We start from the raw sequence: 14731 nt of genomic DNA on the forward strand, positions 1-14731 counted from the left end.
CATAGCCGTCGAACGGCACACCGATCAGCTCGACGGTCGTCATCGTCAGATGAGCTCGATGGCCTCGGCGATCGACGGCAGCACCCGGCTGGGCCGGAACGGGTACCGCTCGATGTCGGCCTGCGTCGTGGAGCCGGTGAGCACCAGGATGGTCTCCAGCCCGGCCTCGATTCCCGCGACCACGTCGGTGTCCATCCGGTCGCCCACCATCACGGTGCTCTCCGAATGCGCCTCGATCCGGTTGAGCGCACTGCGGAACATCATCGGGTTCGGCTTGCCCACGAAGTACGGCTCCCGGCCGGTGGCTTTGGTGATCATTGCCGCCACCGAACCCGTCGCAGGTAGCGGCCCCTCGGCCGACGGCCCGCTGACGTCGGGATTGGTCGCGATGAACCGGGAGCCGCTCAGGATCAGCCGGACCGCCTTGGTGATCGCCTCGAACGAGTAGGTCCGCGTCTCGCCGAGCACGACGAAGTCGGGGTCGACGTCGGTGAGGGTGTAGCCGGCCTCGTGCAGCGCGGTGGTCAGGCCTGCCTCGCCGATGACGTAGGCGGACCCGCCGGGCAGCTGGTCGGCCAGGAACGTCGCGGTGGCCAGCGCCGACGTCCAGATCGAGTCCTCCGGCACCGTCAGCCCCGACCGCGACAACCGGGCCGCCAGGTCGCGCGGGGTGAAGATCGAGTTGTTGGTCAGGACGAGGAAGGGTCGTTCGAGTTCGGTGAGTCGCATCAGGAACTCGGCGGCGCCCGGCAGGGCGTGCTCCTCGCGGACCAGGACGCCGTCCATGTCGGTGAGCCAGCACTTCGGAGTGTCACGCACCCGTTCAGTGTGTCAGCCGTGGCAAGCCCTATGAGCTGATGATCAGCCGGTACGTACCGGCAGCCGTGCCCAGCCCCGCACGCTGGACGTGTGCGCCCTGCTGGCGTTGTCGTAGTCGACCTCCCAGTCGGTCCAGCGCTTGAGCACCTCTTCGAACGCCACCCTCGCCTCGAGGCGTGCCAGCGCAGAGCCGAGGCAGAAATGCAATCCCTGCCCGAAGCTGAGGTGGCCGCCGGTGCGGTGGATGTCGAAGCGGTCGGGATCGGTGAACCGGCTGTCGTCCCGGTTGGCCGATGCGTTGAGCAGCAACATGTACGAACCTTCGGTCACGGTGTGGCCGTGATGTTCGACGTCGCGGGCGACGTAGCGGGCCTGTACCGGCGACGGCGGCTCGTACCGCAGGCTCTCCTCGACCGCCGATGGGATCAACGCATGATCGGCGACGAGTTCGTGCCGCTGGTCGGGGTGCTCCCCCAGTAGTTGACCCATCGCTCCGATCAACCGCGCGGTGGTCTCGTTACCGGCGCCGGCGATCATCGCGGTGTAGGCGAGCACCTCGTTGCGCTCCAGCTTGCGGCGGGTGCCGCCGGGCTCCTCCACCTCGGCGTTGAGCAGTTCGGTCATCAGGTCGTCGGACGGGTGGGTCGCCCGCCACTCGATGTACTCGGCGAACAGTGCGATCGAATCCTGGAAGATCGTCGGGCTCAGATCGGCGGTGCCGTCCTGCGAGGCCATCGTGATGGCCTTGTCGTTGCGGTCGCGGATGTTCTGCTGGGCGTCTTCGGGAATCCCCAGCAGGAACCCGATCGTTCGCATCGGCATGATCGCCCCGAGATCGGCGACGAAGTCGAAGCCGTCGGCGTCACGCAGCGGGTCCAGTGCGCGGGAGCAGAAGTCACGCACCAGGTCCTCGACGGCCAGCATCCGGCGCGGTGTGAACACCCGCGAGAGCAGCCGCCGGTGCAGGTCGTGCAGGGGCGGGTCTTCGAACAGGAGGATGCCCGGCGGCACCTCGATCCCACTGAACAGGATGTCGGCAGTGGTGCCCCGCCCGGACCGATAGGTCTCCCAGTCCGGCAGCGCCTTCGTGACGTCGTCCCAGCGGCTGAGTGCGTAGAAGTTGTGCTTCTCGTTGTAATACAGCGGCGCCTCCGCGCGCATCCGCCGCCAGATCGGGTAGGGGTCGTCGTCGATCGCGAAATCGAAGGGGTCGTAGTACAGCTCGACGGCTGGATCGATGGTCACGGTGAGTACCTTCCAAACATATTGTGGCGCGGATTATTTGGGCTGATTCGGCACGCCGGGGAAGAGTTGCTCGGTCGGGCCCTCGGTGACATACCCGGCCTTCATCGTGATCAGGTGCGGGGCGAACACCGCGCCGTAGACGACGTGTCCGAGGATCACGACGGCGATGATCGCCACTACGGACGACCCGACCCGGCTCGTCGTCTTGCGGTCCGACCACGACTCGATGACGTTGCGGCCCTGCGAATCCGTACGGCCGAGCAGGTAGGCGAAGACCATCACCTGCACGCCCATCGCGATCGCGTCGTAAACGGGGTACTGGTACTTGCTGCCCTCGAAGAGGCCGAGACCCGGGATGATGTAGCCGTAGTAGAAGACGCCCATCCGGGGGCCGAAGAACGCGTTGAAGAACAGCGCCCAGCAGAAGCCGACGAGCAGGCCGACGATCAGGAGTGTCTGTGGCCTGCGCCAGCCGAACCGCGCGACCAGCCGCCGCCCGATCGCGGCGCCGATCAGGCCGGGCAGCACGAAGTAGGCGATGTAGCCGATCGGCACGGCCGAGGGAAGGCCGCCGCCCCAGGTCAGGTTCATCGGCCACCACGACGGCATGCGAGGCAACGCCGGGGGGAACTGCGCATACATCGCCCAGTCGTAGGGCGCTTCGATCCACGAGAACGAGATCGCCGAGATCGACACCAGCAGCAGTGGATGCAGACGCCCGCGCCGGACGCTCAGGAAGATGCCGTAGGCCAGGAACAGGATTCCGCCGACGTAGGCGAAGGACAGGCCGGCGATCAGGGCCGGGGTCAGTTCGGTGCTCATCGGTCGGCGTCCTGCGCGGCCGCGTCAGGCCGGTGTCCCCGTGCTTCCGGGTCGAAGTACACCACCAGTCCGAATATCAGAGCGATCAAACCGAACAGCGTTCCGAGCATGATGAGTTGGCCCACGGCTCGATTCCTCTCAGATGACATCCAGCTTTAATAGTGGACACTATTAAAGAGCTTCCGGTCAAGGGACGGCTATCGTGAATTCCTGTGTCGGAGCGAAGCTCGTCGAGGAAGAGCGGCGCAGGCGCGCGCCGGCCCCCGGGCGAGGCGCGCAGGCTTCTGCTCGACGCCGCGCGCGAACTGTTCGCCCACCGCGACTACCGCAGCACCACCACCCGCGAGATCGCCGAGGCGGCCGGCGTCACCGAGTACCTGTTGTTCCGCCACTTCGGCTCCAAGGCAGGTCTTTTCCGCGAGGCGCTGGTGGTGCCGTTCACGACTTTTCTCGACGAGTTCGCCGCCACCTGGCGAGCTGTCGTCCCCGACGAGACCGATGAGGAACAGCTGTCGCGGCAGTTCGTCGGCCAGCTCTACGACGTGCTCGTCGAGCACCAGGGTCTGCTGCTGACGCTCGTCGCGTCCGACGGGCTCGGCGACGAGGACACCGAAGCGACCGGGATCGGCGACATCCGCCGGTCGCTCGCCATGCTCGGCCGGATCAGCGCCGAAGGCATGCAGTTGCGCGGAAAGCAGTCGAGTCAGCCGGACCTGCCTGCGCTCTCCACGGTGTCGATGATCGTCGGGATGGTCGCGCTGCGGTCGACGTTCTTCGGCAACTTGCCACCCCCGCGCGAAACGATCATCGACGAGCTGGTCCAGGCGGTCCTGCACGGCTTCCTGCACCGCCCCGACTGACCGCTGCAATTCCGCTCAGCCACCGGGGCCGTTGGGCCACTTGAGCAGTGACCCGGCGTCGACGCGGATGTGCTGGCCGGTGATGTAGCGACTGTCCTCGCTCGCGAGGAACACCCCGAGGTTGGCCATGTCCTCCGGTTCGATGTACGGGATCGGCATCGCCTGGAAGAGGCTGAACAGCGGTTCGGCGTCCTCGCGGGTGGCCGTCTTGCCCTCCGCCTTGAGGTCCGGCCGGAACACGCCGTACATGCCCTCGTTCTGCAGCAGGTGGGTGTTGCAGTTGGTCGGGTGGATGGCGTTGACGCGAATCATCCGCGGCGCCAGGTGAAGGCACATCTCGTCGACGTACTCCATCACGATGCGCTTGCTCCACCCGTAGCCGGCGCCACCCGGCCCCATGTCCGGGCTCGTGGTGGTGCCGCGGATCATCCCCGCCGTCGAGCCGGTGACGATGATCGATGCGCCGTCGGGCAGGTGCGGAATGGCCACGGCGACGGTGTTCATCACGCCGAGCAGGTCGACGTCGGACGCGTCGACGAAGCCCATCGGATCGGGATTGCCCATCGCCATCGGCAGGATGCCTGCGTTGGCCACCACGGTGTCGATCTTCCCGAGATCGGCGACCCCGGCCTCGACGGCGTCGCGCAGTTCGTGGCGCTCGCGGACGTCGGCGATCCGCGCCACCACCCGGCGGCCGATTCCCTTGACCGCCCGCTCGGTCTCAGCCAGGTCGTCGGGGGTGGCCAGCGGGTACGGGTTGGACGGGATGTCGCGGCAGATGTCGACGGCGATGATGTCGGCGCCCTCCCTGGCCATCGCGATCGCGTGTGCGCGACCCTGCCCGCGCGCCGCGCCGGTGATGAAAGCGACCTTGCCGTCCAGCTTTCCGGTCATGTGGTGCTCCTGTTCTTCTGCCGAGCGGGGAGTGGTGGACCGGCCTACGCGACCGGGGTGAAGGTGATGTGCAGTTCGCTGAGTCCGCGCATGATGAAAGTCGGCTCATAGGCATACCGGCGGTCCTGTGCCGGACCGTGGTGCTCTTCGGAGATGGTGATGTCCTTCATCCGGTCCAGGATCCGGTGCAGCGAGATCCGCCCCTCTGCCCGGGCCAGTGGTGCGCCCGGACACGAGTGCACGCCTCGGATGAACGCGATCTGCTCGCGGACGTTGGGCCGGTCGGGACGGAACTCCGCGGGATCGGCGAACTTGCGTTCATCGCGATTGCACGCACCGGGCAACACCATCACGGTGGTTCCGGCGGGCACCTCGACGTCGCCGATGGAGGTGGTGGTGCGCGCCATCCGGAAATGGGACTTGACCGGACTCTCCATCCGGAGTGTCTCCTCGAGGAAGGCCGGAATCTTGCTGCGGTCGTCGCGCAGCATGGCCTCGAAGCCCGGGTTGTCGCCGATGAACCGGACCGCGGAACTGACCAGCTTCGTCGTCGTCTCGGTGCCGGCGGCGAACAGGAACGTCGACAGGTTCATCACGTCCTCGATGTCCGGCGTCGACCCGTCCTCGTACTTGGCCGCCGCCAACTCGGTCAGCACGTCCTCGCGCGGCGTCCGCCTGCGGTCCTCGATGTAGGCGTAGAACTTGTCGTTCAGCCACTGCAGCGGATTGTGGGTGGTCGGCGCCTCCTTACCCAACTCCCCCACCGTCTCCAGCGCGAAGACCGACTTGAATTCGTCGTGGTCCTCTGCAGGCACGCCGAGCAGGTCGGCGATCACCAGCAGCGAGAACGGTTTGGCGTAGTCCGCCAAGAACTCCGATCTCCCGCGTTCGATGAACGTGTCGAGTTGCTGATCGGCCAACCGCCACATGAAGTCCTCGTTCTCCTTGAGGCGCTTGGGCGTGATCAGCTTGTTCATCAGGCCGCGGGTGCGGGTGTGCAGCGGCGGGTCCTGGGAGGTGATGTGCTCGGCCATCGGCACCGAGGCGCGGTGCTCCTCTATCAGCTCGCTCACGTCATCGCTGCCGTCGGCGCCGAACGGCAGGCCGGAGAACGGCCCCGCCACCGACACACACGACGAGAACGCCGGATCCTTGTACACCGCTAGCGCTTCGTCGTAACCGGTGACGGTGAGCACGCCGAACGGCGTCGCCGGCGCCACCGGACACTTTGACCGCAGGTGGTCGAAGTAGGGATAGGGGTCGGGCACCAGGTCGGGGTCGGTGAAGAAGTCGACGCTCTCGAAATCGGTTGTGACGTCGGCTTCGGTGTCGTTCTGGGTGTCGGTCACCACTGCTCCTAGGCGGGGTCGAAGAGTACGGGCAGTGCGGTCGGCGAGCGGAACACCTGGCCGCGGATGTGCGGGTCGTCCCCGTCGGGGTCCATCCGCAGGTTGGGCAGCCGGTCGAGCAGGAGGTTGATCGCGGTACGCATCTCGAGCCGCGCCAGGTGCATGCCGAGACACACGTGGAGGCCGTGGCCCCACCCGAGACTTGCCTTCGGCGCGCGGAAGATGTCGAACTCGTCCGGGTTGTCCCAACGGTCTTCCTGCCGGTTCGTCGACCCGAGCATCGGCAGCACCGAGCAGCCTTCCGGGATCTGCACCCCACCGAGTTCGGTGTCGCAGGTCGTCGTGCGAGTGATGGTGAGCAGGGGCGGATTCCACCGCACGGCTTCCTCGATGGCCTGCGGGAGCAGCGCGCGGTCGGCACGGATCGCCTCGAGCTGGGTGGTGTCGGTGAGCAACGCGAAGAGCAGGTTGCCCAGCGACCGGTACGTGGTCTCGACGCCCGCGGGGAGCAGCAACCGCAGGAACGAGAAGATCTCCTCGTCGGTCAGCTTCTCGCCGTCGATCTCGGCCTCGGCGAGCAGGCTGATCAGGTCGTCTTTCGGCTCGGCCCTGCGGGCTTCGAGGATCGGCGCGAAGTAGTCGCACAGGGCGGCCGCCGCGGCGAGTCCCCGCTCCGGGTTCATGATCCAGCTCAGCAGCGAGATGGACCAGCGCTGGAACTGCGGGTAGTCCTCCTGCGGCAGACCCAGCAGGCCCGCGATGATCCGGCTCGGATAGTCGAAGGTGAACTCCTTCACCAGGTCCGCCTTGCCGTTCGCCGCGAACTTGTCGATGAGCTCGTTGCCGACGCGGCCCACCAGCTCGTCCTGCCAGCGCGCCAGGGACTTCTGCGAGAACGCCTTCGACACCAGGCCACGCAGCCGGCCGTGGACCGGTTCGTCCATGCCGAGCATCACGCGTTCACCGAGCACCGGCCCGAACGCCGCGATCACCCCCGAAGACGAGAACGTCACGTTGTCGCGCAGCATCTGCTGCGCGTCCTCGTAGCGGTAGACGATGAAGACGGGCTTGCCTTCCTCACCGGGCATCGCGGACATGTCGATCCGCTGAATCGGCTCCTCCCGCCGTAGCCGGGCCAGCTCCGGATACGGGTCCCGCACATCACCAGAGACGGCGTCGTCGAAGGAACCGAAATCCTCGAGGTCGTCGAACAATTGCTCCACGGCTGAACTCCTTCACTGCTGGTCGCGCTACTGGGCCGGGTAGGCGACTGACTTGACTTCGGTGTACTGGCTGAATCCCACGAGACCGTTCTGCCGTCCGACACCGCTGTCCTTGTATCCCCCGAACGGGGTGTCCGCGCCGTAACCCGCGGTGCCGTTGAGCCCGATGAACCCGGCCCGTACCCGCCGCGCGACGGCCAGCGAGCGGTCCAGTGAACTCGACATCACGTTGCCCGCAAGGCCGTACACACTGTCGTTCGCGATCCGGACGGCGTGGTCCTCGTCGTCGTACGGGATGACCACCAGCACGGGTCCGAAGATCTCCTCCTGGGCGATGGTCATCGCGTTGTCGACGTCGATGAACAGGGTCGGGTCGACCCAGAATCCCGTGTCGAACCGCGCCGGTGCCTCGGTGCTGCCCACCAGCAGGGTGGCGCCCTCGTCGACCCCCTTGCGGACGTAGCCGAGGATGCGTTCCTGCTGCCTGGCCGAGATGACAGGTCCGCAAATGGTTCCCGGGTCCTGCGGATCGCCTGCGGCGATGTTCTCGTAGAGGTTCTTCAGTATCGCCACGCCTTCGGCGTACCGCGAGCGCGGCAGGAGCATCCGGGTGGGCGCGGCACAGCCCTGGCCCGCATGCATCAGCGGGCCGATGCCGAGCATGCAGGCGAAGTTGAAGTCGGCGTCCTCCAGCACGATCGTCGCCGACTTGCCACCGAGTTCGAGGAACAGCCGCTTCATGGTCGCGGCGCCTTTTTCCATGATCCGTTTGCCGACCGCGGTCGATCCGGTGAACGAGATCATGTCCACCTTGGGTGAGATCGTGAGCTCCTCGCCGACGAGGTGGTCCGATGCCGTCACCACGTTCACCACACCCGCTGGGATGTCGGTCTTCTCGGCGATGAGCCGCCCGATCCGGGTGGCGTTCAACGGGGTGTCGGGCGCCGGCTTGAGCACGACCGTGTTGCCCGCCGCCAGGGCCTGGCCGAGCTTGTTGATCGTCACCTCGAAGGGGAAGTTCCACGGCACGATGGCGCCCACCACCCCGACCGGTTCGTGCCATACCTTCCGCGTGGTGTTCACCCCGGTGACGGACACCACCGTGTCACCGAGGTCGGTTTCCCACGGGAAGCTGTCGATCAGCCGGGCCGGATACTTGAGTCCGTCGGCCAGCGGCGCGTCCAACTGCGGGCCGTGGGTGACCGCACGGGGTGCGCCCACCTCACGGATGAGTTCTTCGCGCAACTCCTCGAGTTCGCCCTCGATCGCTTCGTGGAGTTGGAGCAGGCACCGTTGGCGCAGTTGGTGGTTCGTCGACCAATCGGTCTCGTCGAACGATCGGCGAGCGGCGTCGATGGCCCGGTTCATGTCCGCGGCCGAGGCGTCGGCGACCGCGCCGACCACGTCTTCGTTCGCCGGGTTGATGACGGCGAAGGTGCCCGACTCACCGTCGACGAGTTCGCCGTCGACCAACATCCTGGACTCGTGGGTCGTCACATCTGCCGTCACTGGTTCTCCTCGGGGGGTTTCGGTGGCGGACTGAACTTCATCACCAGCAGCGCGATACGGTGCATGACCGGCGCGGGCAGGGTCTTCGCGGCGGCGATCATCAGACGTTGCGACACCGTCAGGGAAGCCGTGCCGTCGCGGACCGCCCCCTGACGCGGCAGCCCCATCGCTACCCGGCTCATCTGGTACATCCCGCCCTGGGACAACATCCGGCTCGACATCATCAGCATCCGGGCATCGGGACCGACTGGGTGCTTGGCATACGGTCCGGTGTCGTCGAGCGCCTTGGCGAGCCCGCGCGCGAACCTCTCGGGCGACCTCGCGATCCGCATCGCGAGCCGACCGCGCTTGTCGATCTTCGTGTGCAGCGGCGCGTACGGCCCGTCGAAGTCGCGTAGGTCGGTGGTGCCCGCATCGGTGATGATCTCGGTGTCGAACGTTCCCGCGACGAGGACCGTCACCCCGAGTCCGAACGGCGCGATCTCCCCCGCCATCGATTCAGCCCACCGTTCGAGGGCGCCCTTGGACGCGGAGTATGCGGCGATGGCAGGCATCCCACGCACACCGCCCTGACTCGAGACCATCACGATGCGTCCGCGTCCCGCCGATCGCATGGCAGGCAGCAGCGCCTGGGTGAGCTGTAGCGGACCCATGACGTGGGTCTGGAACATGTTCTCCCACATATCCACCGGTGACTCCTCGACCATCCCCGCCGCGGAGATGCCCGCGTTGTGGACGATGGCGTAGGGCGCGCCCACCGCCTCCTCGATCGCCTTGGCGGCGGCGTCTATGGATGCCCGGTCGCCGAGATCGAGCGCGACGCCGATCAGCCGATCGTCGTGGGGGTCCGCACCGGTCGCCGCGCGCAACCGCGGCATCCCGGTCTCCGGGGTGCGCATCGCGGCGACCACCCGCCACCCCTGCGCGTAGAGGTGGCTCGCCGAGGCGAACCCCAACCCGCGGGATGCGCCCGTGATGACGACGCAGCGCACGCCGCCCGGGTCAGCCATCGGTGTTCTCGATCGCGCAGGCGCCTTCGCCGGGCGGCGGTGGCTCGACATCGGGCCGTCCGTCGGGCTGGCCACTCATCCAGGTGGACCAGATGCCCACCGAGAACGGACCTTCGGCGCCCTCCCTCTCGTAGTGACCCTGGGGGTCGTAGACCTTCGCCTCCGGGTACGGCCACGGACAGGCCACCGCGGTCGCCGCGCCACTGGCCTTGATCACCGCGAACCAGGCCCCGTAGGCGAAGTAGGAGACGTTGATGATCACGAACATCACGACGAAGGTCCCCAACACCGGCCTCGCCGGGACTAATCTTGCTCTGGCGGCCAGCTTCTCGGCGACGGACTTGCCGGTGTCGTCCCGGTAACACAGGATCGCCGCGGGGACCATCACGAAGCAGACGGAAAAGGACTCCCAGATCAGGGGGAACTGGAACGTCGTGCCGGCGAACAGGGATCCGAACGGGATCACCTGGGAGTAGATGTACATCCCGGTGTGCACCAGCGAGATCTCGAGCGCCGCGTCGAAGAGGAATCCGATCACCAGCGTCAAGAGGCCGAGGCTCACGAGCGGCCGTCGGGACACGAACGCCGTCGGACCCTTTCGCCTTTGCAGTCTCCGCAGGATCGCCACCGCCGGGAAGTACGGGCCGAAGTAGAACATCACGTAGCCGAACACCACGAAGGGCTCCACCGTCGGCGACAGGGACACCAGCGGCCAAGATTCCGGCCAGTGCAGCAACTCCGGGTTGTACACCGCGAACGGCGCCCAATTCATGATCGGGTCCTGCCACACGATCAGCGTGGTGCACAGGAACATCAGCATCACCGGGCTACCGGGGTTGCGCTTCCAGCCGATGACGAAGACCGCCACCAGCGTGATGAGCGCCAGCACGGTGCCGATCTCGAGGAAGTAGATCCAGTGGTCGAAGCCGAACAGGAAGTCGACCGGCCGCGGCCGGCCCTCGACGTCCGGATTGGCGACGCGGGGGTCGAGATGCCGGCGGGATGAAAGCGCGAACAGCGCGAAGAACGCGATGAGCGCCACGATCGCGATCCATCCGCCGCAGCTCCTCCGGCCGGTCGCCGGCGCATCGCCGGGCGAGACCGACGCCGCGGTGACCTTGGTGGTCATATCGTCACTCCTGCCCGAAGCGGTCGACGAGACGAGAGTTGACGCCGTCGGGGTCGAGCGTGCGGGCCACCAGGTAGCCCGACCCCATCCAGGCACGGCGGGTCCACTTGCCCAGCGAGACACGGGTTCCGGGCGCTCCCGACGCGGCGGGCATCATCTTGACCCGCTCGAGTGCCTCCTTGACCCCGCGCGGGCTGAGCGGATGGGCGTCGGTGAAGGCCCGCACCAGCGTCGCCGCGACATCGTGATTGACCACACTCACGCAGTACTCGGGCCTGCTGCCGTCGTACTTCTGCGCATAGCGATCCAGGAAGTCCTGGCCGACCGCATTGCCCTCGTCGTACTGGTCCACCCCGACCCACCCCAGGAACGCGTTCCACATGATCGGGTTGACCCAGGCGTTCTGGAACGCCGTGGTCGTGAACCGAGGCGGATCCCAGTCGACCGCCTCGAGCGCGGGGTTGATGAAGACGATCCCGAAACCGAAGCCGAGGTGCACGATCGCCTCGGCCTTGGCGTCGTGCAGCACGCTCACCGCGGCGTTGATGTCCTGCGCCGTCTGCGCGATGACCGCGTCCGCAACGATGCGAATCCCTTTGCGCGCGCATGCACTTCGCAGATTGCGTAAGTAGCTCTCGCCGATCAGGCTCTGTTCTACCAGTACGCCGATCTCGGTGAGACCCCGTTTGGCGACGAGATCGGCCAAGAAGATGGGTTCGTCGGTCATCGATCCCTGCGGGAAGGCGAACGTCCACTCGCCCAGCCAGTCGTCGGTGCCGGTCACGCTGACCGCCGGCACCTTGAACCGCTCCTCGATGGCCTCGCGCGTCGGCACGCAGTTGTCGGTGATGTTGGGCCCGAACACCACCAGGCAGCCTTCGTCGACGAGATCACCGTAGGCGTCGATCACGGCCTTGACCGAGCCCTTGGGCAGGCCCTCGACCTCGCGGTAGATCATCTGCACCGGGCGGTCCATCAGCCCCTGTTCGACCGCCTCCTCGAAGACGAGGTCGAAGGTACGGGTGAACGACGCCTTCAGCTCGTCCGGAAATCCTGGAGGCAGTGTGAAGTCCATCAGGTAACCGACCTTGATGGGCTCCGCAGTGCTCTCGTACGACATCTGACCTCCTCGGTTGATCCGCGGTGTGCCGTCGCGATTCCGTATCGACCTAATATTTGTTCAGACCATAGCGGTGCCGCTGAGCAGCGTCAATCACCCGGCCGGTGCACCGAGGTACACGTCGATCATCTCGACGAGGCCGCGGCTCACCACCGGGTCGTCGGTGAGCGGGCCGGCGATCGCGGCGGTCGCGGCCTCGCGCATCGTCAGCCCCTCAACCGTCAGGCGGCCTGCGGCCACGAGCACCCGGGTGGACGCGACCTCCCGCAGTCCCCCGGTCTCCGACCGGCGGATCGCCTGCCCGAAGCGCACCAGTTCGGCCGCCGTGGCCATGTCGACCCCGGCTTCGTGCGCGACGATCTTCTCCTCCAGCTCGGCGGCGGGGAAACCGAACTCGATGGCCACCATCCGCTGCCGCGTCGAATCCTTCAGATCCTTCAGCACGCTCTGATAGCCGGGGTTGTAGGACACCACCAGGCCGAAGCCGGGCGCCGCGTCGAGCGTCACCCCCAGGCGCTCGATCGGCAGCTGGCGGCGATGGTCGGCGAGCGGATGCAACACCACTGTGGTGTCCTGGCGGGCCTCGACCACCTCGTCCAGATAGCAGATCGCACCCTCGCGGACCGCGCGGGTCAGCGGGCCGTCCACCCACACCGTCTCGTCACCCTGCAGCAGATATCTGCCGACCAGGTCCGCGGTGGTCAGGTCGTCATGGCAGGCGACGGTGATCAGGGGGCGACCGAGCTGGTACGCCATCGCCTCGACGAACCGGGTCTTACCGCACCCGGTCGGGCCCTTCAGGACCACCGAGAGCCCCTGGCGGAACGCCGCCGTGAAGACGGCCTCTTCGTTGCCGACCGGCGCGTAATAGGGACGTTCGGCACCGGACTGCTCGTGTGCGCCGTTCCGGGCGACCAGCCCGAGTTCGCCTGCCATCGCACACCCCATTCTCCACCGCGTCGTCGCGATGGGTCGACACTAGCCGGAACAGATGTTTGTTTTGAATGTTTCGAGGAGATCCAGCCAGCCGTATCACGGTCAACCTCATTCCGGCACAGCACATCAGCCCCCCGTGACGAGTTCACGCCACGCGGCGGCGGACCTCCGCCGCCCGCAGTGCCGAGCGGAACAGCGGACCGATCACGCCCGCGAGCTGGTCGGGCCGGCCCATCGTCGCATGTGCCGCGGTGCCGAAAACCCGCCGCAACGACGTCACGTCCGTGTTCGCACCCACCGTCAGGCACACACAGCCGGTGCCCCTGCGACGGGCCTCGGTGAGGGCGCGCCTGGCATCCGCCGCGCCGTAGTCACGCTCGTATCCGTGGTCGTAGGCCAGCCCGTCGGAGACCACCACCAGCAGCCTCCTCGACGTGCCCCCGCGCGACTCCACCACCGACGACCCGTGCCGGATGGCCGCCCCGAGCCGGGAGTACGCACCCGGTTCGAGGCTGTTGAGCTTCCTGATCACGCCGATGTCCACGTGGTCGTCGAACCGCTTGACCGGCACCATCGTCACGTCTTTCCGCCCGGCCGAGAAGTATCCGTAGAGCGCGACGCGGTCGCCGAGATCGTGCAGCGCGACCATGAGGTGCGCGACCGCCTCGCGTTGCTGCTGGTGCACCGTCCGGCCCACCGTTCCCGGTTCGGCAGTGGATCCGGACACGTCGAGCAGCAGCAGCACGGACAGGTCCCGGCGCCGACGAAGGCTGTCGAGGTAGACCGCCTCATCCGGTACCGACCCGGCCCTGGCCTCGACCCGCGCCTCCACGGCGGCGTCGATGTCGATGTCGTCGCCTTGCGGCTGTCGGTGGCGACGGTGCAGTCCCATCCCGAGCCGCGCAAGCGGCCTGCGAACCCCGATGGCACCGTCGATTCCCTGCGGCGCCGACGCCTTGACCTGCGGGTCGACCTCCCGCACGGTGCACCAGTCCGGGCGGTAACTCCTGCGCCGGACGTCCCACTCCGGGTAGGTGACGCCGCCCGATGGGATGTCGGCGCCCTCTTCGGCCGACGCGGGAGCCGAGGAGGACACCGCATTCGCACCCCTCTTGGCCGAATTGACCCGGTGAGTCGGCGAATCCGCGCCCGGCGGTCCACCGCCGCTGCCCGTCTTGCGGGTCGACGACAACATCTTCTTGAACCATTTGCCCAGGGCGCCGCCGCCGCCGACGGGACTGGTGAACATGTCGGGGTCGTCGGTGTCATCGACCTCGCCGTCGTCGAGCTCCTCGAGGGCCTGCTTCTCGTCGACGCGCCTCGGGACGTGCCCCGCGTTCTCGTGGTCCACCTGCGCGGCAGCCCGGCGGTTCGCCGTCAGCACCTTCTTCGGGCGGATCACCCCGAAACACGCCGGCGGCTGGTCGACTGCATCGCGCGACGACGCAATCGCCAGCGACGCGGCGGCCGAGTCGCTTCGCCCGCCCTGCGCCCGATCGGCGATCGCGCCCAGCGACCTGGGGAGCAGCGCGTCGTTCGCGATCAGGGCGCGGTGACCTTCGACGGCGAGATACCGGCGCGCGGTTCGCGGATGACGCACCAGTGCGGCGACGACGTCCGGCGTCAGGCTGCCTGCGGCGACGAGGGACGCCTGCACCGCGACCGACTCGAGGTGCGCGCCGGCATCGGCGGTCGGGTCGACGAACACGGTGTCGCCGTCGGTCCACGGCGGCTCGCCGGGCTCCCCCGGTGCCACCGCCATCGCCCGGTGCGCCAGCGCGGAGGCCAGCATCGCGAGCCCGCAGAACCGGTCGC

Annotated in this window: 14 protein-coding genes; 1 reads left to right on the top strand and 13 read right to left on the bottom strand. The window is 67.4% G+C overall.

Going from position 1 to position 14731, the window contains the following annotated elements; genetic code table 11:
• Positions 1-45: 45 nt before the first annotated feature.
• From Q2100_RS13035 to Q2100_RS13050, 4 genes are all read right to left on the bottom strand, one after another.
• Entirely contained in the window at positions 46-786 is a 741-nt protein-coding gene (locus Q2100_RS13035; protein WP_407667616.1) for an HAD-IIA family hydrolase, read from the bottom strand.
• Between the two features lie 75 nt (positions 787-861).
• A complete protein-coding gene (locus Q2100_RS13040; protein ID WP_302914397.1) occupies positions 862-2064 on the bottom strand; it encodes a cytochrome P450 in 1203 nt (400 codons plus the stop codon).
• Between the two features lie 33 nt (positions 2065-2097).
• A complete protein-coding gene (locus Q2100_RS13045; protein ID WP_302914398.1) occupies positions 2098-2886 on the bottom strand; it encodes a spirocyclase AveC family protein in 789 nt (262 codons plus the stop codon).
• Positions 2883-3011 carry a hypothetical protein gene (locus Q2100_RS13050; protein ID WP_302914399.1) on the bottom strand — a complete coding sequence of 43 codons (129 nt, stop codon included), beginning with the start codon at positions 3009-3011 and terminating at the stop codon, positions 2883-2885. Before Q2100_RS13050 ends, Q2100_RS13045 begins: the two co-directional genes overlap by 4 nt.
• Before the next feature lie 87 nt (positions 3012-3098).
• Here Q2100_RS13050 and Q2100_RS13055 point away from each other — a divergent pair, with 87 nt between their 5' ends.
• Positions 3099-3746, top strand: a complete 648-nt coding sequence (locus tag Q2100_RS13055) for a TetR/AcrR family transcriptional regulator (RefSeq protein WP_302914400.1) — start codon at positions 3099-3101, stop codon at positions 3744-3746.
• Between the two features lie 15 nt (positions 3747-3761).
• Here Q2100_RS13055 and Q2100_RS13060 read toward each other — a convergent pair whose 3' ends face one another.
• The 9 genes from Q2100_RS13060 to Q2100_RS13100 all read right to left on the bottom strand — a co-directional run bounded on the left by Q2100_RS13060 (position 3762) and on the right by Q2100_RS13100 (position 14708).
• On the bottom strand, positions 3762-4640 hold the full coding sequence (locus Q2100_RS13060) for a mycofactocin-coupled SDR family oxidoreductase (protein ID WP_302914401.1): 879 nt from the start codon (positions 4638-4640) through the stop codon (positions 3762-3764).
• 44 nt (positions 4641-4684) lie between these two features.
• The gene (locus tag Q2100_RS13065) at positions 4685-5989 is read right to left on the bottom strand and encodes a cytochrome P450 (RefSeq protein ID WP_302914402.1); all 1305 of its coding nucleotides are present in this window, start codon (positions 5987-5989) and stop codon (positions 4685-4687) included.
• 8 nt (positions 5990-5997) lie between these two features.
• The gene (locus tag Q2100_RS13070) at positions 5998-7212 is read right to left on the bottom strand and encodes a cytochrome P450 (protein ID WP_302914403.1); all 1215 of its coding nucleotides are present in this window, start codon (positions 7210-7212) and stop codon (positions 5998-6000) included.
• A gap of 27 nt (positions 7213-7239) precedes the next feature.
• Positions 7240-8688 (bottom strand): aldehyde dehydrogenase family protein, encoded by a 1449-nt coding sequence (locus Q2100_RS13075; protein ID WP_302914416.1) that lies wholly within the window; start codon positions 8686-8688, stop codon positions 7240-7242.
• A 29-nt stretch (positions 8689-8717) separates the two neighbouring features.
• Positions 8718-9731 (bottom strand): SDR family oxidoreductase, encoded by a 1014-nt coding sequence (locus tag Q2100_RS13080; RefSeq protein ID WP_302914404.1) that lies wholly within the window; start codon positions 9729-9731, stop codon positions 8718-8720.
• Positions 9724-10860 (bottom strand): spirocyclase AveC family protein, encoded by a 1137-nt coding sequence (locus tag Q2100_RS13085; RefSeq protein ID WP_302914405.1) that lies wholly within the window; start codon positions 10858-10860, stop codon positions 9724-9726. Before Q2100_RS13085 ends, Q2100_RS13080 begins: the two co-directional genes overlap by 8 nt.
• A 4-nt stretch (positions 10861-10864) precedes the next feature.
• Entirely contained in the window at positions 10865-11980 is a 1116-nt protein-coding gene (locus Q2100_RS13090; protein ID WP_302914406.1) for an ABC transporter substrate-binding protein, read from the bottom strand.
• Positions 11981-12073: 93 nt separating this feature from the next.
• Positions 12074-12916, bottom strand: coding sequence for a CbbQ/NirQ/NorQ/GpvN family protein (locus tag Q2100_RS13095; RefSeq protein WP_302914407.1), 843 nt, complete (start codon positions 12914-12916; stop codon positions 12074-12076).
• A gap of 145 nt (positions 12917-13061) precedes the next feature.
• Positions 13062-14708, bottom strand: a complete 1647-nt coding sequence (locus tag Q2100_RS13100; RefSeq protein ID WP_302914417.1) for a nitric oxide reductase activation protein NorD — start codon at positions 14706-14708, stop codon at positions 13062-13064.
• Positions 14709-14731 lie beyond the last annotated feature (23 nt).

It is taken from the genome of Mycolicibacterium arseniciresistens (genome assembly GCF_030519285.1).
Classification (GTDB): Bacteria; Actinomycetota; Actinomycetes; order Mycobacteriales; family Mycobacteriaceae; genus Mycobacterium; species Mycobacterium arseniciresistens.

Excerpts from the sequence above, each read along its gene's own strand:
- Q2100_RS13100 (WP_302914417.1), bottom strand. The coding sequence starts at position 14,708 with ATGCTGGCCTCCGCGCTGGCGCACCGGGCGATGGCGGTGGCACCGGGG.
- Q2100_RS13060 (WP_302914401.1), bottom strand. The coding sequence starts at position 4,640 with ATGACCGGAAAGCTGGACGGCAAGGTCGCTTTCATCACCGGCGCGGCG.
- Q2100_RS13090 (WP_302914406.1), bottom strand. The coding sequence starts at position 11,980 with ATGTCGTACGAGAGCACTGCGGAGCCCATCAAGGTCGGTTACCTGATG.
- Q2100_RS13045 (WP_302914398.1), bottom strand. The coding sequence starts at position 2,886 with ATGAGCACCGAACTGACCCCGGCCCTGATCGCCGGCCTGTCCTTCGCC.
- Q2100_RS13095 (WP_302914407.1), bottom strand. The coding sequence starts at position 12,916 with ATGGCAGGCGAACTCGGGCTGGTCGCCCGGAACGGCGCACACGAGCAG.
- Q2100_RS13080 (WP_302914404.1), bottom strand. The coding sequence starts at position 9,731 with ATGGCTGACCCGGGCGGCGTGCGCTGCGTCGTCATCACGGGCGCATCC.
- Q2100_RS13085 (WP_302914405.1), bottom strand. The coding sequence starts at position 10,860 with ATGACCACCAAGGTCACCGCGGCGTCGGTCTCGCCCGGCGATGCGCCG.
- Q2100_RS13075 (WP_302914416.1), bottom strand. The coding sequence starts at position 8,688 with ATGTTGGTCGACGGCGAACTCGTCGACGGTGAGTCGGGCACCTTCGCC.
- Q2100_RS13035 (WP_407667616.1), bottom strand. The coding sequence starts at position 786 with ATGGACGGCGTCCTGGTCCGCGAGGAGCACGCCCTGCCGGGCGCCGCC.